The following is a 20,116-nucleotide window of genomic DNA, read 5'->3' on the forward strand; positions in this document are numbered from 1 at the left end:
CAGCCCCAACGAATACGAACACCGACACCACACCGCTAAACTCACGCTCGCCGCGTGATCAATAACCGCGTGCCCACCTTCACGGGGGAAGGCCCTCGTACCTGTGGGGCACCGGGCCCAGCTCACCCGCCATGCCAGCGCGGCCCAGCACATGCCCCGCTCCGCGGGGCTATCGCCAGCGCATGTCGAGGACCGACGGCCACCCGCTCGGGTAAACGCGCCGGCATGGGGGCGCTGGTTGCTTGTCCAGGCGGTATGAGTCATGGGAGTGAATCGTGGCCTCTCACAATGAGCTCTTTCAGCGTGGCCACTGATCGGGTGACGGCATCGGTGCCCGCAACGCGCAACGCTCCCGCGCCGTTGCGGGAGGAGTGCGAAGTCTCAACCCACTGGCGCCGGAGCCTCGTTGGGCCCTATCGAGCCGCACTCGACCTGCCGCACGCCCTGGTCGAGTGGGTCAACTCGCCTGCTGCCTCATCACCCACCGCCAACTCGGCTCATTGCGTCAGGGCCTGTCTGGAGTTGTGATCACATGGCGGGGAAAAGGGTTGGAGGGATGATGATCGTTCTGATAGTTTTCAGTCGACCGTGACACCGCCCGAGGAGGTGAGACCCATGAACGCTGTATCCATGTGGGTGCTCCCCCTTGCCGTCACGGCTGGCGATTGACGTAGGTCTCGCCGGGAGCGCCTCGACAACAAGGCACTCCCGAAAGGCAACACCTATGCACTCTCTGCAGTTCACCGCCGAGTCGTCGTCGAACGGCATGCTCGAACGCGACTTCACCATGGGCGGCATCCCCGGCATCCTCTGGTCGCCGGCCTCCAATGCGGCCGATCGCGCGCCCCTGATCCTGATGGCCCACGGCGGCGGCAACCACAAGAAGCACCCGGCGATGTCCGGCCGCGCCCAGCGCCTCGTGACCGGCTGCGGCTTCCACGTCGCCGTCATCGACGCGCCCGGTCACGGCGACCGGCCGCGCACGGTGCACGACGAGGCGGAAATCGCCGCGCTGTTCCGGGCGAGGGCGGCGGGCGAGCCGGAAGGCCCGATCGTCGTGCGCTACAACGACCACTTGGCGGAGCTCGCCGTGCCCGAGTACCAGGCGACCCTGGATGCCCTCCAGGAACTCCCGGAGATCGGCACCGACGGGCTGGTCGGCTTCTGGGGCATCAACATGGGCACCGCGATCGGCGTACCGTTCGTGGCGATCGAACCCAGGATCACCGCCGCGGTCTTCGGTCAGCACTGGCCCGATGTCCTGGCCGAGAAGGCGAAGCAGATCACCATCCCGATCGAGTTCGACATGCAGTGGGACGACGAGCACATCTCGCGCGAGGAGGGTCTCGCGCTGTTCGACGCCTTCGCCTCGAAGGAGAAGTCGTTGCACGTGAACTCGGGCAAGCACAAGGAGCTGCCTCGGTTCGAGGTTGACAGCGCGGTCCGGTTCTTCGCCCGGCACCTCGGCGGAGCGGTCACCGCGTCGGCCTGACCTGAGCGGTCGTGGCGTCCGGCTTGCGAGCCGGGCGCCGCGACCGCGGCCCCGGGTTGAGGCTGCGTATCCAGATGATGGATCCGCGTAGTTGGAGCCCCGCCATGTAGCTCGCAGGCGTCTTGTCGTAGCGCGTGGCCAGGCCCCGCCATGCCCGGATCTTGTTGATGCAGCGTTCCACCGTGTTGCGCTCCTTGTACTGCTCAGCGTCATGGGCCACTGGTCGACCGCCGTCCCTGCCGCGCTTCTTGCGGTTCGCGGCCTGATCCGCCTTCTCCGGGATGACCGCCTTGATCCCGCGTCTGCGCAGGTAGGCGCGGTTCGCCCGCGAGGAGTACGCCTTATCGGCAGCTACCGCGTCCGGTCGGGTGCGAGGACGGCCCACGGGTCCGCGTACCTTGACCTCCTCCAACACCGCGACGAACCGCGGGCTGTCGGCGGCCTGCCCGGGCGTGAGCACGAACGCCAGCGCCGGTCTGCCGCGAGGTGGACCTTGCTGGTCAGCCCACCGCGTGAGCGACCCAGCGCCGCTGCCTTGAGCCGGGCCCGGCGGCGCCGACGCAGCCGTCGGCGCTGGGCCCGCTCGGACTCCCTGACCAGCGAGTCGACGGTCGCCGGGGCGATTTGCCCGGTTTCCGCGGCCCCTTTTCCTGCGGTGCGGCCTCTTCCAGCGCCGCTAGGACCTCCGGTTCCACCACCATCCCGGCCGCGTCGTGATGGGCGCGGACCGCGGAGTCCACGCTGACCAGGGACATGTGGGCCTGGCCGCGCCGCGCGGCCCGGGCGATCATCCCCTCCATCATCGCGGCGAACATGCCGACGTTGCGCCACTGGGTAAAGCGGTCGTAGACCGTCTGCCAGGCCCCGAACTCTTCGGGCATCTCTCGCCATTGGCCGCCAGTGCGGAACCGCCAGATAACGCCCTCGAACTGGGCGCGCAGGTGCTGCAGGAAAGGGCCGTACCGTCCGATCGGCAGGAACGGCTCTATCAGTTCCCACTCATCATCGCTCAGTTCACGTCGCGTCACCGGAGGGTTCTACCAGCTCGGCGTGACCGTCGGGTCCGAAACAGACCGTATTGATCACGACTCCGGACAGGCCCTAGCGGTCCTCGTTACATGGAGGCGGACGTTGTCCGACACCAACACGATCGGGCCACCGAGCTGGATACGGGCCCCGGACGATCAGGTCGCGGAGGTCCCGCCAGCCGAAGCCGTTCGCTTCGTCCTTGCGGCCCCGGTATTCACGGATCGCGTAGATCAACCTTGAGCGCTCACCCGGCTTGTAGCAGGTCATCCCAGTCATCGACACCCTCCCGGAGCCCCGGTCCCGCACCCGCACGACCGGGGTCCGGCCGATCCGGCCCCAGGTCCTGGCGCGCGGCGGACTCATCGACTGCCCGGCTTCATCGCTGAGTAGGCCCGGGACGACGGGGCCACCACACCGTCGGTGGTGATGAAGGTGAAGGCGATCGCCGCCGACACGACCAGGATGCCGACCGTCCACCAGATCGCGGTGAAGTAGCCGTGCACGGCAGCGGCGTTGATGAAGCCCTGCTTGCCGAGCGTGCGGGCCTCCGCGGTGTGCGCGGCTCCCCAGGCGGTGGTGGCGCTGGCGGCGATGGTGTTGAGCAGCGCGGTGCCGATGGCGCCACCGACCTGCGGCGAGGTGTTGACCATGGCGGAGGCGACACCCGCGTCACTCGGCTGCACACCGTACGTGGCCAGGCTCATGGCCGGCGTGAACGCCGTACCCATGCCGTGGCCGAGCAGGATCTGCGCCGGCAGGACGAGGCCCGCGTAGGAGCTGTCGACCTTGAGCTGGGTCAGTATCAGCATTCCGAGCGCCGCCACCAGGTAGCCCGAGGTCATCAGCAGGCGCGGACGGACGCGGGTGATCAGACGCGCACCGATCTGCGTCGAACCGGTGATCATGCCCGCGATCATCGGAAGGAAGGCGAAGCCGCTCTTCAGGGCGGAGAAGCCCTGGACGACCTGCAGGTAGTAGGTCAGGAAGAGGAACGGGCCGTACATCGAGATGATGGCCAGGCCGAGCGAGAGGTAGACGCCGCGCGGTTGCGGTCGGTCACCACGCGCAGCGGCAGCAGCGGGGCCTTCACGCGGGACTCGACGAACAGGAACGACACAGGCGCGACTCATGAAGTCAGAGAAGACGAAGGGGACTTACAGTCCATAACGGATGAATGGTCGGCTAATGAATCACCGGTCGGCCGGCCACGTTGTGCGGCCGCCGGCGGAGGCTCAGTCCCGCCCCCGAAGGTCTTCGAGCGTCACGGACGATCCGGGCAGCGCCGAACGTGCCGGCGCCTCCAGGCCGTCGACGAACAACTGCAGGTGCCGATGGACGAAACGGTCCATGTCGCAGTGCGTCCCCGGCAGCGGCCGGGTGAGCTGGCTGACGGCCACCATCAGATCGCCGACGTCGATGTCGTCGCGCAGCCGTCCGGACCGCCGGGCGGCGTCCATCAGATTCGCGACGGCGCCATGCAGGCGGAGGCGGCCCTCCTCCAGCCGCGGATCGCCCTGCGCGAAGGTCGCGGAGAACATGGGAGACAGCGCCCCCACCCGCTCCTCGGCGGCTTCGTGCACAAAGGTGCGCAGCGCCTCGAAGGGGTCGGATTCCTCGGCGAGCATCCGTTCGGCGCGGTACGCGATCCGGCTCATCACCGAGTGCGCCACCTGGCTCACGAGATCGTGGCGGTCGGCGAAGTGCCGGTAGACCGTCGCGTTGCCGACGCCCGCACGGCGGGCGACCTCGTCGAGGGGTGCGTCGGGGCCGTACTCCAGGAGGACTCCGCGGGCGGCGACCATGATGCGTTCACGGTTACGCGTCGCGTCCGCGCGCTGCTTGTCGGCGGCCTGGGCCATGACAGTTCCTCCACTCACACGGTGCCGGCGTGGTGCCGGGTATTGTGCCTGACGGTCCGACGGTGCCGCGCGATCTGAGGGCCATCCAGGGCCGCCCGTGGTGCTCCGCCACCCAGTAGCGGAAGTACCCGCGCTCCTCGGCCAGCCGGGCGAGCGCCGTCGAATGCTGGAGCGCGGCTGTGAGCGGGGCTCCGCTGGAGACCGGGCTGTGGTCGAGGACGGAGATTCGCGGGGTCTGGGTATCAGTCATGGGTGCGCTCCAACTGCCTGGCGGTGGGCTGCGGCGATGCCGCGTTGCACCGCGGCCCGGCAGCCCTCACGGGCGAGGAGCATGCTCGTCGCCGCGCCGACGCCGATCCCGTCGCCGGCTTCGGGCGGCGTGCGGCCGCCGCCGGCGACCAGTGCGACCTTTCCCTCGAATCGCCGGGACACCGGACCGGCTACCGCGTTGGGACCGTGCCGTTCGGGCACCGCTTACCTTCAATGGGTCGAGAACCTGGCGTTGGTCAGGACGGGGTGAGCTCGTGGTTGAGCGGGGTCCCGTCGGGCGCGTAGAAATCGGCGCGGTCCGCGCGGGGCGCGCACGTGGCGACGAACACCAGCGGCTCGTCGTGCTCGTTGCTGATCTCATGCACCGTCCCGGGTTTGATCACGACGAAGTCGCCGGGACGCACCTCGCGCGCGTCGTCGTTCAGCCGCATCCGCCCGACGCCGCGCATGATGACGTAGATCTCCTCGATGATCTTGTGCAGATGCGCGGTCGTCGAATCGCCCCGAGCGATCGACACCTCGGCCACGGTCAGTTTAAAGGGCGTTGGGTAGTAGAGCGCAGTCTCGGCTGGCTTATGCTGCGCCGACGCCTGGCCCGCGATTACGAGACCCTTCCCGCCAGCTCCGAAGCCATGATTCACATCGCCTCGATCGACAACCTCGCCAGGTGCATAACGGACGAGACCGCACCCACCTGGCGAGGCAGCTACTAGGGCATACGGGGCGATCTGCCTAGATCAGATGCCCTCCAAGGGTGACCAGGTGATCACGGTGCCCGACGCTGATGTGCTGTTCACCGGCGACCTGGCCGAGACCGGACAGTTCGCGGTCTTCCCCTGGTTCCCGCCGCACGACACCGACGTGAGCCGTCTGGGCTGGATCGAGGTCATGGCCCGGCCGGCGGCGCCCAAACCGCGGACCGTGGTCCCTGGCCACGGCGGCATCGGCGGAACGCAGGTGCTCGAGGACGTGCTCGGCTACCTGCGGGAGCTGCGCGATGAGACCTGGGCGCACCGTGACTCGGCGATGAGCCAGGAGACGATCGTCGAGGAGGTCCGAGCGGTGCTGATCGAGCGGCACCCCGAGTGGGCAGGCCGGGAGTGGATCGACTCCGCCGTCGCGTGCCTGTATAGCGAGCACGCGGCGTCAGGGATTCGGCGGGATCAGTATGCCGGTCAGGCAGGAGGCGATCACTCACCCGGCTGTTGGTCGAGCACGCGTCGGAGCAGCTTTTCGAAGGTGGTCAGCTGGGTGGGAGTGGCCGTGCTGATCGCGGTGAGGAGCCGGGCGGTGCCCTCGTTGAGCTGGTTGACGGTATCGACGCCCGCGGTGGTGAGTGAGATGCGCTTGGCGCGAAGGTCGTCGGGGTCGGGTTCGACAGCGATGAGGTCGCGTTCGCGCAGTCGCTGCACCACGCCCGTGAGGTTGGACGGGTCGCAGCCCATGCTCTGGGCCAGTTCACGGATGGAACCGGGCTGGGTGGCGGTTCCGAGAAGGATGGCCTGGGTCCGGGTGAGGCCGAGTTCGCCGGCCCGTGAGTCCATCTCGTGTGCGTAGGTTGCGACGAGCAGCCGCATCAGTTGCTGGACGGCCGCTAGCTGGGCGCCGGTGTCCCGTGGCTGCCTGGTTTCCATGGGTTGGCCGTCCTCACATCCCCTTGCTGGTCGAACGACCATGGTAACCGGGTGCCGGAAGGCGCAGAAGGGCGGTTCCACCCCTGCGGGGTTACATGAAGGAATCATGTATATCCAGGCCATTTTGCGTGAGGTCTTCATGTATGTAGCCTGCAGTCTCGCAGGCCCGCGGCACATCGCGTCGCCATCTGAACGAGGAGTACCTGTCATGCGCGTCATTTCTCTTCCCAGTTTCGGGTCACCCGACGTCCTTCGCGTCGAGGAGCGGCCCGTCCCCGAGCTGTCCCCGGGCGAGGTGCTCGTCGAGGTCAAGGCCGCCGGCATCAACCTCATGGACAGCTACATGCGTCGCGGCGTGATGAAGGGTGTCGAACTGCCGGCACGTCTGGGGGCCGACGGTGCCGGGGTGGTCACCGCCGTCGGCGCGGACGCCACAGCCAAGATCGGCGACCGGGTCGCCTGGCAGTATGTGATGGGCAGCTACGCCGACATGGTGGCGGTTCCGCACGAGCGCCTCGTCCCGATTCCCGACAACGTGACCTTCGAGGCCGCCGCGGGCGGGCTGATGCAGGGGCTGACGGCACACCACCTGTCCCACGACGCCGTTCCCGTTCCCAGTGGCACGGTGGCGCTGGTGCATTCCGCCGCCAGCGGCGTCGGCCGCATGCTGACGCAGCTGATCACCGCCCGCGGTGCGCGCGTCATCGCCACGGTCTCCCGCGCCCACAAGGCGCGCTCGGCTACCGAGGCGGGCGCCTGGAAGGTGCTGGTCCGTGACGAGACCGAGGACCTGGGTGCTGCCATCCGTGAGCTCACCAACGGTGAGGGCGTGGACTTCGTGTTCGACGGCACGGGCCAGAGCCTGTTCGACGTCAGCATCTCGTCGCTGCGCTTCAAGGGCGTCTTCGTCCACTACGGCCGCGCGGGGGGACCCATTCCGCCGCTGGACCTGTGGGTGCAGCCTGACGGGGTTCACCTGGTCCACGCCCGGGGCGACGCCCCTCACGAGTCGACCGACCAGTGGCGGCAGCGCGCATCCCAGGTGATGCAGTGGATCGGCGACGGCACACTCGATGTCCTGATCGACCGGACGTATTCCCTGGAGGACGCCGCCCAGGCGCACCGCGACCTCGAGTCCCAGGAGACCGTGGGCAAGCTGCTGCTCATTCCGTGACATGACGGCCGATGGCCGGGCTCCCCAGCCACCGTGTGCCGGCATGCTCGGGTGGGGCGGGGGCTGGGGCGCCACATACGACGACAGCCATGCGTACCTGCTGGACGTCACGAGCGGCGCCACGCTGCTGTCGATCCCCTTCGGTCACTCGGTCGACGCGCTGGCCATGGTGTTGGGGGAGTTGCGCGAGGTATCGGGTCACATCGAGAACCTGCGTCCGAAGGTCACCCACGTGACGAGCGGGGCGGTCGCGGCCAAGAGCGCCGAGGACCAGATCGCCGTGACCGGTGTGCTCGAGTCGGGAGCCGTGGCCGCGATGCACTTCCGTGGCGGCGAGTCCCGCGCCGCGGGTTCCACTGGGAGATCAACGAGACGGACGACGATCTCGTCGTCAAGGCCGACCAGGCTCAGTGGTGGTCGGGGCGGCTGTGGCTGTACGGCGCCCGGGGCAGCGACGGTGCCTTGACCGAACTTCCCGTTCCCGCCCGCTACCAGCGGTCGCTGACGCAATGGACCGGGCGATCCGCGGAGCCCGCCTACAACGTTGCCCACGAGTACGCGCTTCTGCGCGACCAGATCACCGGGAGGCTTGCACCCGACACGGACGGCGTTCCCGACTTTCGGCACGCCGTTCGGCGGCACGGCATGCTGGAGCAGATCCGAGAGGCGACACGGGCCGGCCAGAAGGTAGCGCTCGCGGAGCAGGGCTCGTAGGAGCGTGTCCTTACGTGGTGAGGTTGCGGAAGCGTTTGTAGCAGCAGAGCAGCCGCCAGTCCGAGGAAGGCCAGGTAGTTTCCCGGGTGCTGCTCGTAGCGGTGGTTGAGTCTGCGGTAGCCCGTCAGCCAGGAGACTGTATTGCGCCCGGCCGCGCGCCCACGCCGGGATCTGGCCGACAGTGTTGGTGCCGCAGCCGCCGACGCAGGTCCGCGACACGATCCGGTACTCGGTCACCTCGGGACGAGGAGGGGGTGGTGGAACATCGAAGACCTGGTGGCGGCGTTCGTCGAAGATTGGGGCGTCCGCCAGGGAGCCGCCACATCCGCAGCAGGTGTCCGGGTCGCTGATGAGCGTCTTGTCCGGGTCCTCGACCCGCTTGAGCGTCGTGCCGAGGGTGCCGTGCTGTTTGCCCGGACCACGCCCCGGATGCCTTTGCGCGGACCGCTTCGGTGCGGGCTTGGCGAACGGAACGTCCGAGGACGGCGGCTTCGAGGAGCGCGAGGAGTCCTTGCCCAGTTGCCGCTCCCCAACTGCGCAACCGGGCCGACCAGTTCCTCTACCCGCACCGCCTGCTGCGCCACCAGCGCCGCGATCGTGGCGTCCTTCGCCGGTAGCAGGAGCAGCAGCTCCTCTCGCGTCGGCTCGCTCAAGGACTCCGCACACACACCTTGTCGATCACGAGCCAGCGAGATCCAACAGCCCGTCACCTCTGCTGAACAGCTACCTCAGGACTGCCGCAGTCCGTGCGTCCCGCAACTCTCGTGTCGCCGTCCACCTGTGGCGGACGGGTGTATTCCTTGATCCCCCGACTGTGATGTTCATCAACCCAGATGCATGAAGACCTCAAGCACTTTGCTTGAATACCTCATGTATGTAGGGTGCGGTAGTCGGGCTTTCCACAGGCTGTTGGGCTGCTCAGCAACGTGAGCATCCGACATGTAAGCGACGGCGAGCCACTCCCGATCACGATTGACCATCATGAGGAGAACCACGTGCATCCGCTGACTTTGGTAGGTCGGCCATGGCGATGATCGACGTCGTCGATCGTTATCTCGGGTCCGACCCGGGTGGTGAGCGCGTTAGGACGGCGGCGAACGGGGCGATCGCTGTTCTGGCGGCGATCGGGGCCTCCGCGCTGCTCGATGCCAACTTCCACATGTTCGAAGTGGCCGCATCGGTCCCAGGGGCTGGGGTCATCAATCATTTGGCCCCGCTGCTTGTGTTGATACTTGGCGCGTCGGTTGCGCTGACGGCGTCTTTTGTCGTGGGTGAGCGAACCGTGCGTGCGCGTGCGGTGACGTCGCTGATCGCCTGTCTCGGCATGTGGGCGGGCCTGTCCCTGGCGATAGTCGTACATCCCCATCGGTTCGTTGGTCTGGTTCTGCTGGTCGTCGTTCCGGCCGTTGGCGCCTGGTTCCGACGCTACGGGGCACGTGCGTTCGCGACCGGGTTCCCGATCCACGTCGGCTATCTGGTCGGCTTCCTCGCCGGCGGTCAGATCAGCCGCGACCAGCTCGGGTGGCCCGGGGCCATCATCGGTGTGGCCGGCACGGCGACCTTCATCGTCGGTTTGGCGTTGTTGCCGGGCTACGCTCATGCGACGGCGCGAATGCAGCGTTCCTACCGCGCCCGTGCCCGTCGTGTTCTTACTGTGACCGGCGCGTTGATGGACGCTCCCGTGCACACCCCCGCCGATCATCGGCTCGCGCGACGGCTGCGGCGACTGGTCGTGCGTCTCAATGAGACCGCGCTGGTGCTCGACACTCAGTTGGCCACCGCGCCGACCGACGACAACGACACGGCGGCCAAGGACCGACGCCGCTCACTGTTCGAACACGAGCGCGCCGTGGTCACCCTGGCGCGGCTCGCGCAACGACATGCTCACCGCCAACTGAGTGGTGAGGCACGGGCTGACGCCCGAGCGGTCGTCACCGCCGCGCGTGAGTTCGATCTCGCCGCTCTCGAAAAGGTCGCCTTCCGTTTCCAGCGCTACCAGCCAGCCGACTCCGTGCCGCGCTCCGGGAGCCGCGAAGACGGCGGTATCGGCGCAGTCAGTGCGGTCGGGGGTGCCGGAGAGATCGCCGAGCGCTACCACGAGGCGGCCCGCGCGCTGGTGTCCGCCATCAGCAGCACCGACGCGGACCCTCATGTGCAGCAGGAACCTCGTCCCGCGGTGCACCTGATCGGCGGTTGGCTGCCGGGTTCGGGGATCGTGAACGCGATGGCATCGTCCAAACAGGGCACAGCACGGGTGGACCGGATCTCGCTGACCGTGAGCACCCGCGTCTCGCTGCAGCTGGCCATCGCGCTCAGTTTGGCGATCCTTTTCGGCGATTTGCTCAGTCCGTCGCATCTGCTGTGGGCCGTCGTCTCGGTATACGTGACGTTCCTCGGTTCCGCCAGTGACCGCGAACAGTTGCGCAAGTCCGTGTTTCGCGTCCTCGGCACGTTGGTCGGCGTGGTAGCCGGTGACGGGCTTGCCCGACTGACCGGGACGCAGCCGGTGGCATCGATAGCCGTGGTCGTCCTGGCGGCGTTCTTGATGTCGTACTTCGGCAGGATCAACTACGCCCTCGTCGTCGGCGCGGCCACCCTGGGTGTCGCGCAGTTCTACTCACAGGCCGGCGAACTGACTTCCTCGCTGCTGGCCACGCGTGTTGAGGAGACCGCTCTGGGGGCGGCGTGCGCGATCGTCGTCGGGCTGGCCGTTCTGCCGCTGCGCACGACACACGCGGCCCAGGTCGGGCTGGCCGGCTATCTGCGTGCGCTGGCGCAGGTACTCGACGGTCTTCTCGCGCCCGACAGCCCGACCACCGGGCACAGCGCGCGGACCGACACCCGCGCCCTCGACGCCAGTTTCCACGCCGCGACCGCGACGATCCGCCCGCTGGTCAGGACGCTCCTCGGCACCGCCAACCGCCGATGCCCGGAGACGCTGCGACTGGTGGATCTGTCGCACGAACTCGGTCGCACCATCGTGCACGACAGTTCGGTGCTGGCGCACCGCGGAAACGACCTGACGGAACTCGCCGGAATCACCCACCGGGCGGCATCGGCCGCCCGGGCTGTGGCGGACAACTTGGACGGTCAAGAGGTCAGCCCGCCCGCCCCTTCCGCCGCCGCTGCGCTGGAACCGGCGCGTTTCGAACGGCAGACGCCGGTCACCGGTAGCCTGCGCTCTGAGCTCGAGGACATCGAGGGTGTGCTCACCGAGCTGGCTCTGATGCGCGGGCTGGCGATCCCGGACGTCGCGGTGGCCGCACACGGGCATGTCCGCCCTCGACCCGGATGGGTCGCCGGCCCGTCCCATCCCGCCGGGAGAGCCGACGCACCAGCCGGCCGGCGAGCCACCGCCACGCCGAGCCTTTCCCCAAACCACGCCACGGCCACCGTCAGCGGCACGCTGCGCTGCCCGCTGCACCCCGACGGCTGCGAGGCGTGGATCACCGTGGTGGCCGACCGGGACAAGCGCTGGACGCAGGCCAGGGCGGAGAACGGCCTCTACCAGATCACCGGGCTGCCCCCGGGCGGATACACCCTGATCGCTTCCGCCTCACAGCACGCCCCGCATGCCGAATTCCTGCTCGTGGACCGGGTCGGCCGAGAAATCAGCCATGACATCGCACTCGAACCCGCCCGCTGATCGACGCGTCGGTAGCGACGGTCGTCGCCCGAGCGTGCCGCCTGGGACCAGACCGTGGCTACCGGATGCCGACGCACCATGACGCACGTGCGCACCGGCCTGGAACGAGGCCTGGCCATGGTGCGCAGCCACACCGAATCAGGCGCCGGATCACCAGTGTTCGGCGTTGCCCAGTCAGGATATACATGAAGACTTCAAGTATTTTGTCGGTAGTGAACACATCGAACAGCGACGTTCGCAACAGATGGAGGTGTATCCGATGAAGATTTCCATTGTCGACACGTCGCCGGTCCTTGCCGGCTCGACGGCCGCCGAGGCGTACAAGCTCACTTTGGACTTGGCCGCGCAGGCTGATCAGCTCGGCTATTCGCGGTACTGGATGGCCGAACTGCACGGGGTGCCGTCCAACGCCAGCACCTCACCGGAGATCGCCATCGCGGCCATCGCGTCACGGACGAGCAACCTGCGGGTGGGCTCTGGTGCCATGCTGTTCAACCAGCGCAGCCCGTACCGGGTCGCCGAGACGTTCGTCCAGTTGAACGCCATGTTCCCGGGGCGGATCGACCTCGGTCTCGGCCGGGCCACGGCCGGTCCGCTGCTCGACTTCGCGCTGCAAAGTTCCCGTCAGGCGGTCGCCACGCCCGAGCCCTACGACGACAAGGTCGTCGAACTACTGCACTGGTTCGACGGCTTCGAAGACGGTCACCCGTTCGCGCAGGTGCCGTTCTTCGACGGCGTCGCCGGTCGGCCGGAGACATGGATCCTCGGCTCCAGCCCCGCCAGTGCGGTCGTCGCCGCTCGCCTGGGCCTGCGGTACGCGTTCGCGGCAAACCTGAACCCCGGCGCGGCGCACACCGCCATGGCGACCTATCGCAAGGAGTTCCAGCCGTCGCCGTTCAGCACGGGGTTGCAGAGCCCGTATTCGATCCTGGGCGTGAGCGTCGTGTGCGGCGAAACCGAGGAAGACGCGCTGCGCGCCGATGCGGGCGGAGAGGTCGTCCGCCGGCTCGCGGCGACAGGCAGGCTGGCGCCCAACGGGGTGCCCACCACCGCTGATGCCCTTGATCAGCTCGGCGGCCTGCCGCAGCCCTACCACTACACCCCGGGCCGGTGGCCGATGAACATCGCCGCCGCGCCCGACCGTTTGCGCGACATTCTCCAGTCCATGGCAGCCGAGGTGGAAGCCGACGAAGTGATCATCCAAGACCTCATCGCCCAGCCGGAAGATCGGCTGACGTCGTACCGCCTGCTGGCGGAATCCTTCGAACTGCGGGGCAACCGCCAGGAGTCGATCAGCACCACCACGGGAGGTACCGCTCATGTCTGACGGACGTCTTCGCCTGTCCATCCTCGACCACACGCCGGTGTCGTCCGGTTCCCCTCTTGGTGACGCGTTCTGGCACTCCACGAAGCTGGCCCAGTTCGCCGAACGGACCGGCTACGAGCGCTACTGGGTGGCCGAGCACCACAGCATGCCGTGGCTGGCCAGCTCCACACCGGCGGTTCTGGCCGCACACGTCGCCGCCCAGACCTCAACCCTCCGGGTCGGCACCGGTGGTCTGATGCTGTCCAACTACTCGCCATTGTCGACCGTCGAGCAGATGGGCCTGCTCGAGGTGCTGCACCCCGGCCGGATCGACCTCGGCCTGGGTCGGTCGTCCGGGGCAGACCAGATCACAAGCCACGCGCTGCAGTCGGACCGCAAGGAATTCGGGCAATCGTTCGCCGAGCTGATGGCGTTCTTCCAGGGCAATTTCCCCGACGGTCATCCCTACAGCTCGATCATCGCCACCCCGGGCAGGGGCAACATGCCCGCGATATGGCTGCTCGGATCGGGCTCCTACAGCGCGCAGTTGGCCGGATCGCTTGGCCTTCCCTTCGCGCACGGCGGGCACTTCATGGGCTCGAACAGCGTGCAGGCGATCGAGACGTACCACCAGGCGTTCCGCCCGTCGGAGACCCTGGAGGAGCCGTACGCGATCGTCTCGGTGGGCGCCATCTGCATGGAAACCGACGAACTCGCCCAGCGGTACCACAACGCCGCCTGCATCAGCATGGTGCGGGCCATGTCCGGAGAGCCGGGTCCGCTGCTGTCACCGGAAGAGATCGAAGCCACACCGGACGGGCCGTGGGCCCCCGGGCAGGACGACTACGTCTCGGAGGTTCTCTCCCACCACGTCGTCGGTTCGCCGACCACCGTCAAGGCGGGGTTGGAAGATCTGGCCAAGCGCACGGGAGCCAACGAGATCATGATCGCTACCATCATGCACGGGTACGAGAACAGGCTGAGGTCATACGAGTTGACAGCGGATGCGTGTCTGACGGGGAACCCGGCGTAAGCCGGGGTCGGGGCCTGAGGAGCGTCCGCCGACCGACGGGCCGGCACCAACCGCTCTTGATGCCGTGCGCGGTGCGATCACCATGCTGGTGATTCCCAGGGCCTCGAGGAGTGTGGCGTTGGCCAGGCCGCCGGCTTCGCATGGTCTGAAGGCCCCACCTGGCCTGGGTGTCACGTAGGTGATGCACCAAGGTGGTCATGATCCTTGCGCCGCTTGCGCCCAGCGGGTGACCGAGTGCGATCGCACCGCCGAGGGGGTTCAGGCTCGATTCAGGAGCTTCCCGCCGCCCCCTGACGGCCGGGCTCCTGCCACGACGAGGGCCAGGAAGCAAAGCAACCCGCACTCTCCGGGCCCGTGGAACCCGGCGCAACCGCAGCGTCACGGGACGACCCGCCCTCCACCGGCAGAGGAGTAGGGGGCATTACGGGCAAACTGCCGGGCCGGTCAGCGACCAAGCCTCGCTGACGAATCGAAACTGACACGACAGGTCAATAAGTCCACCCCAAGGGGCATGTCATGAGTGAAAAGATCGACGCGCTGTTCACCTACCGGATCAAGCCCGGTATGGAGGAGCGCTTCCAGGCATACCTGGACAAGATGCTGCCGGTGATCGAGGCGGAGCCCTACGTCCTGGAATACGAGATCTTCCAGGGCGACGACGGCACCTACTACCAACACGAGCGCTTCGAGAACGAGGCCGCTATGTGGAGGCACATGGAGGTCATTGCGGAAGGCCAGGCCGACCGCCAGGCATCAACCGAAATGCTCTCCCTCACTGTGCTCGGCAAGATGAGCCAGAAGTACTGGGACACCTTCGGCGCCGCAGCCGGCAGCGTCGCCTACGAGCGATTCCGTCAGATCGCCCGGTAGGCGACCCTGAGTAGGGCCTGGGCGGCAGCGCGTGCCAGCGGCTGGTTCCCCTTCGAGATCGGGACGTAGCGGGCGTGCAGTTCGCCGGTGATCAACTCGACGGCGCCGCGCTGGCCCACATCGCCGCGCACGGCACGTTCCGGGCCGACAGCCCCCTGTTCTCCTCACTGCAGATGGCCGACAGCCCGCTCATCGCCCACGACTTCGAACGCCTGGACCGCAGCCCGTACCGGATCATCCTCTCCGGCGGCGACACCGTACGCCTCGCCTCGGTCGGCGCGGACGAACTCCTCGGCCTGGCCACCGCGCTGCTGCCACTGGGCACGGCGGGCATGGTGGCCAGCAGCGCGCCGGTCAACTACGCCGCCGTGGTGCCGCTGATACTGGCCCTGCACGAAGGCCTGGCCGCAGGCCGTCCCCTGGCCGAGGCGTTGCGTGACGCCCGCGTCGCCCTACTCCGGACTGTACTTCGAGGGACGTCCCACGTGGATCTTCACAGGGCCTCGAGGAGTGTGGCGTTGGCCAGGCCGCCGGCTTCGCACATGGTCTGTAGGCCCCACCTGGCCTGGGTGTCACGTAGGTGGTGCACCAAGGTGGTCATGATTCTTGCGCCGCTTGCGCCCAGCGGGTGACCGAGCGCGATCGCACCGCCGAGGGGGTTGAGGCTTGTTTCAGGTATCTGGAACTCACGCTGCCAGGCGAGAGGTACGGCCGCGAAGGCTTCGTTGACCTCGGCTGCCCCCACATCTTCGATTCTTAGCCCCGACTTGGCGAGCACTTTGTGTGTGGCTGGGACCGGAGCTTCAAGCATGGGCATGGGCGCGGTTCCGGCGAGTGCCACGTGGGCCACGCGGGCCAGTGGTGTCAGGCCCAGTTGTCGGGCCCGTTCCCGGGACATGATGAGGAGTCCGGCGGCGCCGTCGCTGATCTGTGACGCATTTCCTGCGGTGACCACTCCATGGTCCACGAAGGCGGGGGAGAGTTTCTCCAGAGCGGCCAGTGTCGTGTCTCGCCGCATGCCCTCATCGGTGGCCAGCACCGATCCGTCCGGCAGGACCACTGGAACCACCTGCTTTGCGAACCGCCCGGTGTCCCATGCGGCGGTCGCCCGTCGGTGTGACTCGAGGCTGAACTCGTCGAGTTCGCCCCTGGAGATGCGCAGCTCGGCAGCGATGGCCTCTGCGCCCAGGCCCTGGCTTGGGAAGGCCGAGCCGTAGCGCTCCGCGTAGGCGTGGCCGAGGGGAAAACTGTCGTCCGAGACAGCCGAGAACATCGGGATCCGTGACATCGACTCGACTCCTCCGGCCACTACCACGTCGTAGTGGCCGGCCGCGACGCCGGCAATCGCGAAGTGCACTGCTTGTTGTGATGACCCGCACTGTCGATCGACCGTGACGCCGGGCACGGACTCCGGCCAACCGGCCGACAGCACAGCAGTGCGTGCGATGTTGAAGGTCTGCTCCCCGGTCTGGCTCACACACCCCCACACCACGTCGTCCACAATTCCCGGGTCGATGCCTGTGGTATCGACGAGCGCGCGCAGCACGACGGCGGACAGATCTGCTGGGTGGATCGAAGCCAGGGCACCGTTGCGCTTCCCCAGGGGAGTTCTCAGCGCCTGAACTATCACTGGCTCGTTCACAAGCTACCTCCGATGCTCGTTGCAGCGTCGTGGGGTTGTTCGCTGCGTCGTCCGCGACTGTCATGCCGTCGCAACCAGGACGTGGCGAAGTCTGGCCAATTCCTCGGTGGACAGGCCCTGAGAGCGCAACCAGGCCGCGGCGCCACCATGCTCCTCGTGCAATGCGTGCAGGAAGGTCTCCATGGTGACCGCGTCGGCTCGAAAAAAGTCGGGGTCGACGGCAGGGATGTGCTGGTAGGACTCAAGACCCGCCAATCGCGCACGAATGCGTTCCATGCGGGAACTTGTCAACGCATAGTCGTCAGCGATGGCGTCCATGGGCACGCCGACCGCATCGAGGATGAGGCTGGCGAGCACGCCGGTTCTGTCTTTTCCTGCAGCGCAGTGGAAGAGGGTGGGCCGACGCCGGGAGACGGCGGCGATGCGCACTGCCGCCACGAGCGAGTCAGCGCTCTCGGCCAGGAACTGGGAGTAGATGCTTGCGAGATCGACCCGGCGGCCGTCCGGTACGAGTTCGCTGACCGAGTGATGGGGGTCACCCACCGGCAGGTTGACATAGGTGACGGCCGTCGACGCGACGTGCCCCAAGCCTTCCCGCCGCGCCTCTCCTGGCCGACGCAAGTCGATCAAGGTTCGGATCCCCAGGTAGCCGACCAACAGGTCGGCATCCGCGGGACTCGCATCTTGCAGGGTGCTCGCCCGGTAGAGCACCCCACGCCGCGTGACCCGTCCCCCCTGGACGGGAAGTCCTCCGAGGTCACGGATGTTGTCGATGCCCGTGCAGTCGATCCATCTCGTGCGTGCCACGCCCCCGTTTCCTGCCGTCCTCATCAGTGGCCGGTGGTGAGCAGCATTGAGCAGGCCGAAGCACCGCCGCCGACCCCGACCGCCACGACCTCCGCACCAGGAACCTGGCGATCGGCAGCCCGGCCCCAAAGTTGTTGGAGGCTCTCGACGAGGAAGCCCCAACCGTGAAGTCGTCCGCCCGACAGCTGTCCACCCCAGGTGTTGGTCGGGAGTTCGCCGCCCGGGCCGATGCGGCTCCCGTCGCCCACGAACGGTCCGCTCTCCCCGACGCCGCAGAAGCCCATGGCTTCCAGCCAGAACAACACAAAGGGGCTGAACGCGTCGTAGATCTGCGCCACGTCGACATCGCCCGGCCGGAGATCGGTCTGGCTCCACATATGGGCCGCCGCGTCGTGCGGTGCCATGGTGGTCAGGTCGGGCCAGTGTTCCCAGTAAGGCCGGTGACGCATCGCCGTACCGATTGCTTCGATGGTGGCGTGGTGGTCGAGGTCTGGAACCGTCTCCGGTGCTGAAACGACGAGTGCCATCGATCCGTCGACCGGAATGTCGCAGTCGAACAACGACAGTGGTGACGAGATGGTCCGGCTCTGGAGGTAGTCGTCCAAGGACATCGGCGCCCGCAGGACCGCGTTCGGGTTCAACTGGGCATAGGCACGCTCAACCACGGCGATGGCGCCCAGCTGTTCCTTGGTCGTCCCGTACTCGAACATGTGCCGCTGCGTGTAGAAAGCGGCCCAGTTGGCAGCCGAAACCGCTCCTGAGGCCAGCAGCCACGACAGCACTCCCTCGATTTCGAAGGGGGAGTCTCCCAGACCGCGACGGCCGCCGGCGCCTTGCGCGCTGGCCTCCGTGGTGGTCCGGAAGACGACCGCGTGCCGGCAGAGGCCGGCCGCGACAGCATTGGCCGCGGCCGCGACGGACATGAACTGCGCGGGTCCCTGGGACGTTGCGAGGTGCCAGTTGAGTTGCAGACCGAGCCCGTCCTGGATCTCGTAGAGATCCGGGCCGTTGAAGCCTGGGTTGAGCGGGACGGCGTTTCCGGGGTAGGTCGCGAGCCCGTCGATCTCGGCGGGTGTCAGCCCGGCGTCGGCGATCGCCTCCAGGATCGCGTCGAGCGAGAGCTGGTAGGCCGACCTGCCGAGCCGCCGACCGACAGCCGACTGGCCCACGCCGGAGATCACTGGTTTGCGTAGAGTTGAGGTGGTCACGGGCGATCCCACCGACTGAAGTACAGCCGGTGGATCCCGGCCTTGGAGCGGGCGAAGCCGAACGTGAGCGGGTCACCGATCTTCGGCTCGTCCTCGAAGCCGTGCATCAGACCGACGAGCCGGACGCCGTCGTGTTCCGGCAGCTCGGCAAGTCCGATCAGATAGGGCTTGATTCCTGGAACCCACGCCTGATGGTTGACCGTGTACGCGTGCAGAACCGCGGGTGGCTCCACCTCGACCCATGTCGTGCTCCTGCTCAGGCAACGCCTGCAGATGCCGCGCGGCGGGAAGAGGTGAAGTCCGCAGTCCTGACAGCGTTCCACAAGGAGCGTGCCCTTTTCGGCAGCGTCCCAGTAGGGCTTGCACTCTGGCGTGATCGCGGGCCTGACGCCCAATTCCGCGACGTCGTCCATGGACGCCCAGAATGACGTGTCGACGGGTGGAGCTGCCTGGTCAGGAGCGGGTGCACGGTTCACTGACATACCGGCACAGCTTCCTCGCCAGGCGGGAGGGACCCCGGGAAGATAACATTTTTCGCGTTGCCGTAGACGAAGCGCTCTTTCACCCCTGCGTCCGCGAACGTCATGCGATCGATCGTCTGCCGGCACCACTCGAACTCAAGAATGGGGTAGTCGCTCGCCCACATCACCTTGTGAGAGCCCTGGGTGTTCAGGTAGTCGAGGACCGGTTGAGGGATCCGGCGCGGCGAATAGGCCGAGCTCATGTAGTGCAAGTTGTCCCACTTACGCATCAGTTTGACGCAGACCTCCGCCCACGGGTCGCCCCCATGAGCCATGATGACCTTCAGCTCTGGGAAGAAGTAGCAGACCTCGTCCAGCGCTATCGGGTCCTGGCTGCGGCCTGGCACACGTGGTCCGGGAATCCCGACGTTCACGCTGATCGGCACACCCAGCTCCACGCATTTCGCATAGATCGGGAAGTACGACGCGTGGTCGTAGGGGAGTTGTGTCTCCAGGGCCATCACGCGGGCCATGACGAATCCGTGATCCCGGACGGCCCGTTCCAGCGCACGCACGGCGTCCATACCCAGGCGCGGATCGACGACCAGCGATCCGGCGAAGCGATCCGGGTGGCTCTCGACGGCGTCCTGCACCCAACCGATACTGTCCGCACCGCGGTATCCAGCGCACAGCACAACACGCTCGACGCCGGCCGCGTCCATCTGCTCGATCAGTTCGGAGAGCGATGTGCCTTTGCGGCGCCGCTCCTCCAGCCCGGGGAACAACCGTGCGACCGTCGGGTCGACCCGATCGGTCGCGAAGTTCGGATTCACCCAGGCGTCGATCATCGGGTACAGCCGATCCATGGCGATGCACCCCCTTCCGGTACACACTCCGCAAGATCGCGATCGATCTCTGACGACTGACATCTTCTGTTAATCTGTAACGTACCAATGGAGGGCGGACAGAGT

At 67.3% G+C, this 20,116-nt stretch carries 18 protein-coding genes and 8 pseudogenes; 12 read left to right on the forward strand and 14 right to left on the reverse strand.

What is annotated here, in order from left to right; all coding sequences use genetic code 11:
* Positions 1-724: 724 nt before the first annotated feature.
* Positions 725-1,492, forward strand: coding sequence for an alpha/beta hydrolase (locus tag ACFYXB_RS37565; protein ID WP_389589489.1), 768 nt, complete (start codon positions 725-727; stop codon positions 1,490-1,492).
* 58 nt (positions 1,493-1,550) lie between these two features.
* On the opposite strand, the pseudogene ACFYXB_RS37570 reads toward ACFYXB_RS37565, so the two are convergent.
* From ACFYXB_RS37570 to ACFYXB_RS37590, 5 genes and pseudogenes are all read right to left on the reverse strand, one after another.
* A pseudogene (locus ACFYXB_RS37570) lies at positions 1,551-2,520 on the reverse strand (IS5 family transposase); the annotation flags it as partial.
* 360 nt (positions 2,521-2,880) lie between these two features.
* Positions 2,881-3,635: pseudogene (locus tag ACFYXB_RS37575) on the reverse strand (MFS transporter); the annotation flags it as partial.
* 118 nt (positions 3,636-3,753) lie between these two features.
* Positions 3,754-4,380 (reverse strand): TetR/AcrR family transcriptional regulator, encoded by a 627-nt coding sequence (locus ACFYXB_RS37580; RefSeq protein ID WP_389589490.1) that lies wholly within the window; start codon positions 4,378-4,380, stop codon positions 3,754-3,756.
* A 246-nt stretch (positions 4,381-4,626) separates the two neighbouring features.
* Positions 4,627-4,851, reverse strand: coding sequence for a hypothetical protein (locus ACFYXB_RS37585; RefSeq protein WP_389589491.1), 225 nt, complete (start codon positions 4,849-4,851; stop codon positions 4,627-4,629).
* A 35-nt stretch (positions 4,852-4,886) separates the two neighbouring features.
* On the reverse strand, positions 4,887-5,168 hold the full coding sequence (locus tag ACFYXB_RS37590; protein ID WP_389589492.1) for a cupin domain-containing protein: 282 nt from the start codon (positions 5,166-5,168) through the stop codon (positions 4,887-4,889).
* 18 nt (positions 5,169-5,186) lie between these two features.
* Between ACFYXB_RS37590 and ACFYXB_RS37595 the strand changes: the two are divergent.
* Positions 5,187-5,363 (forward strand): annotated as a pseudogene (locus tag ACFYXB_RS37595) (transposase); the annotation flags it as partial.
* Positions 5,364-5,391: 28 nt separating this feature from the next.
* A pseudogene (locus ACFYXB_RS37600) lies at positions 5,392-5,526 on the forward strand (hypothetical protein); the annotation flags it as partial.
* A gap of 314 nt (positions 5,527-5,840) precedes the next feature.
* Here the strand turns inward: ACFYXB_RS37600 and ACFYXB_RS37605 are convergent.
* Positions 5,841-6,284, reverse strand: coding sequence for a MarR family winged helix-turn-helix transcriptional regulator (locus tag ACFYXB_RS37605; RefSeq protein ID WP_389589493.1), 444 nt, complete (start codon positions 6,282-6,284; stop codon positions 5,841-5,843).
* A gap of 208 nt (positions 6,285-6,492) precedes the next feature.
* On the opposite strand from ACFYXB_RS37605, the gene ACFYXB_RS37610 reads away from it, so the two are divergent.
* From ACFYXB_RS37610 to ACFYXB_RS37620, 3 genes are read left to right on the forward strand one after another with little or no spacing between them, the layout of a single operon-like run.
* Positions 6,493-7,458, forward strand: coding sequence for a quinone oxidoreductase family protein (locus ACFYXB_RS37610; RefSeq protein WP_389589494.1), 966 nt, complete (start codon positions 6,493-6,495; stop codon positions 7,456-7,458).
* A 43-nt stretch (positions 7,459-7,501) separates the two neighbouring features.
* Positions 7,502-7,924: a hypothetical protein gene (locus ACFYXB_RS37615; RefSeq protein ID WP_389589495.1), complete on the forward strand. Its 423-nt coding sequence runs from the start codon at positions 7,502-7,504 to the stop codon at positions 7,922-7,924.
* On the forward strand, positions 7,921-8,172 hold the full coding sequence (locus ACFYXB_RS37620) for a hypothetical protein (RefSeq protein WP_389589496.1): 252 nt from the start codon (positions 7,921-7,923) through the stop codon (positions 8,170-8,172). Before ACFYXB_RS37615 ends, ACFYXB_RS37620 begins: the two co-directional genes overlap by 4 nt.
* 10 nt (positions 8,173-8,182) lie before the next feature.
* Here ACFYXB_RS37620 and ACFYXB_RS37625 read toward each other — a convergent pair.
* Positions 8,183-8,312 (reverse strand): annotated as a pseudogene (locus ACFYXB_RS37625) (IS5/IS1182 family transposase); the annotation flags it as partial.
* 884 nt (positions 8,313-9,196) lie between these two features.
* Here ACFYXB_RS37625 and ACFYXB_RS37630 point away from each other — a divergent pair.
* From ACFYXB_RS37630 to ACFYXB_RS37645, 4 genes and pseudogenes are all read left to right on the forward strand, one after another.
* Positions 9,197-11,818, forward strand: coding sequence for an FUSC family protein (locus tag ACFYXB_RS37630; protein ID WP_389589497.1), 2,622 nt, complete (start codon positions 9,197-9,199; stop codon positions 11,816-11,818).
* Positions 11,819-11,839: 21 nt separating this feature from the next.
* A pseudogene (locus ACFYXB_RS37635) lies at positions 11,840-11,992 on the forward strand (DNA primase); the annotation flags it as partial.
* Positions 11,985-13,145: an MsnO8 family LLM class oxidoreductase gene (locus ACFYXB_RS37640; RefSeq protein WP_389589498.1), complete on the forward strand. Its 1,161-nt coding sequence runs from the start codon at positions 11,985-11,987 to the stop codon at positions 13,143-13,145. The pseudogene ACFYXB_RS37635 and the gene ACFYXB_RS37640, both read left to right, overlap by 8 nt.
* Positions 13,138-14,157, forward strand: a complete 1,020-nt coding sequence (locus ACFYXB_RS37645) for an LLM class flavin-dependent oxidoreductase (RefSeq protein ID WP_389589499.1) — start codon at positions 13,138-13,140, stop codon at positions 14,155-14,157. The genes ACFYXB_RS37640 and ACFYXB_RS37645 overlap by 8 nt, the downstream gene beginning before the upstream one ends.
* A 96-nt stretch (positions 14,158-14,253) precedes the next feature.
* Here the strand turns inward: ACFYXB_RS37645 and ACFYXB_RS37650 are convergent.
* Positions 14,254-14,434, reverse strand: a pseudogene (locus tag ACFYXB_RS37650) (acetyl-CoA C-acetyltransferase); the annotation flags it as partial.
* Between the two features lie 239 nt (positions 14,435-14,673).
* Here ACFYXB_RS37650 and ACFYXB_RS37655 point away from each other — a divergent pair.
* Positions 14,674-15,027 carry an antibiotic biosynthesis monooxygenase family protein gene (locus tag ACFYXB_RS37655; protein ID WP_351361117.1) on the forward strand — a complete coding sequence of 118 codons (354 nt, stop codon included), beginning with the start codon at positions 14,674-14,676 and terminating at the stop codon, positions 15,025-15,027.
* Here ACFYXB_RS37655 and ACFYXB_RS37660 read toward each other — a convergent pair.
* Complete coding sequence (locus ACFYXB_RS37660; RefSeq protein WP_389589529.1) at positions 15,012-15,158, reverse strand: hypothetical protein; 147 nt, start codon at positions 15,156-15,158, stop codon at positions 15,012-15,014. The genes ACFYXB_RS37655 and ACFYXB_RS37660 overlap by 16 nt on opposite strands.
* On the opposite strand from ACFYXB_RS37660, the pseudogene ACFYXB_RS37665 reads away from it, so the two are divergent.
* Positions 15,120-15,482 (forward strand): annotated as a pseudogene (locus ACFYXB_RS37665) (CHAT domain-containing protein); the annotation flags it as partial. The gene ACFYXB_RS37660 and the pseudogene ACFYXB_RS37665 sit on opposite strands and share 39 nt — an antisense overlap.
* 38 nt (positions 15,483-15,520) lie before the next feature.
* Here ACFYXB_RS37665 and ACFYXB_RS37670 read toward each other — a convergent pair.
* The 5 genes from ACFYXB_RS37670 to ACFYXB_RS37690 are packed head-to-tail and all read right to left on the reverse strand — an operon-like array spanning position 15,521 to position 20,011.
* A complete protein-coding gene (locus ACFYXB_RS37670; RefSeq protein WP_389589500.1) occupies positions 15,521-16,669 on the reverse strand; it encodes a thiolase family protein in 1,149 nt (382 codons plus the stop codon).
* A 60-nt stretch (positions 16,670-16,729) separates the two neighbouring features.
* The gene (locus ACFYXB_RS37675; RefSeq protein WP_389589501.1) at positions 16,730-17,476 is read right to left on the reverse strand and encodes a tyrosine-protein phosphatase; all 747 of its coding nucleotides are present in this window, start codon (positions 17,474-17,476) and stop codon (positions 16,730-16,732) included.
* A gap of 23 nt (positions 17,477-17,499) precedes the next feature.
* Entirely contained in the window at positions 17,500-18,684 is a 1,185-nt protein-coding gene (locus ACFYXB_RS37680) for a thiolase family protein (RefSeq protein WP_389589502.1), read from the reverse strand.
* Positions 18,681-19,097, reverse strand: a complete 417-nt coding sequence (locus ACFYXB_RS37685; protein WP_389589503.1) for a Zn-ribbon domain-containing OB-fold protein — start codon at positions 19,095-19,097, stop codon at positions 18,681-18,683. The genes ACFYXB_RS37680 and ACFYXB_RS37685 overlap by 4 nt, the downstream gene beginning before the upstream one ends.
* A gap of 59 nt (positions 19,098-19,156) precedes the next feature.
* Entirely contained in the window at positions 19,157-20,011 is an 855-nt protein-coding gene (locus ACFYXB_RS37690) for an amidohydrolase family protein (RefSeq protein WP_389589504.1), read from the reverse strand.
* Between the last annotated feature and the right edge of the window lie 105 nt (positions 20,012-20,116).

The organism is Streptomyces sp. NPDC002619, assembly GCF_042889305.1.
Taxonomy (GTDB): Bacteria; Actinomycetota; Actinomycetes; order Streptomycetales; family Streptomycetaceae; genus Streptomyces.

What these genes read in the sequence shown, in the direction of transcription:
- ACFYXB_RS37565 (WP_389589489.1), top strand. Translation starts at nt 725, where the DNA reads ATGCACTCTCTGCAGTTCACCGCCGAGTCGTCGTCGAACGGCATGCTC.
- ACFYXB_RS37580 (WP_389589490.1), bottom strand. Translation starts at nt 4,380, where the DNA reads ATGGCCCAGGCCGCCGACAAGCAGCGCGCGGACGCGACGCGTAACCGT.
- ACFYXB_RS37605 (WP_389589493.1), bottom strand. Translation starts at nt 6,284, where the DNA reads ATGGAAACCAGGCAGCCACGGGACACCGGCGCCCAGCTAGCGGCCGTC.
- ACFYXB_RS37610 (WP_389589494.1), top strand. Translation starts at nt 6,493, where the DNA reads ATGCGCGTCATTTCTCTTCCCAGTTTCGGGTCACCCGACGTCCTTCGC.
- ACFYXB_RS37615 (WP_389589495.1), top strand. Translation starts at nt 7,502, where the DNA reads ATGCTCGGGTGGGGCGGGGGCTGGGGCGCCACATACGACGACAGCCAT.
- ACFYXB_RS37630 (WP_389589497.1), top strand. Translation starts at nt 9,197, where the DNA reads ATGGCGATGATCGACGTCGTCGATCGTTATCTCGGGTCCGACCCGGGT.
- ACFYXB_RS37645 (WP_389589499.1), top strand. Translation starts at nt 13,138, where the DNA reads ATGTCTGACGGACGTCTTCGCCTGTCCATCCTCGACCACACGCCGGTG.
- ACFYXB_RS37655 (WP_351361117.1), top strand. Translation starts at nt 14,674, where the DNA reads ATGAGTGAAAAGATCGACGCGCTGTTCACCTACCGGATCAAGCCCGGT.
- ACFYXB_RS37685 (WP_389589503.1), bottom strand. Translation starts at nt 19,097, where the DNA reads ATGGACGACGTCGCGGAATTGGGCGTCAGGCCCGCGATCACGCCAGAG.
- ACFYXB_RS37690 (WP_389589504.1), bottom strand. Translation starts at nt 20,011, where the DNA reads ATGGATCGGCTGTACCCGATGATCGACGCCTGGGTGAATCCGAACTTC.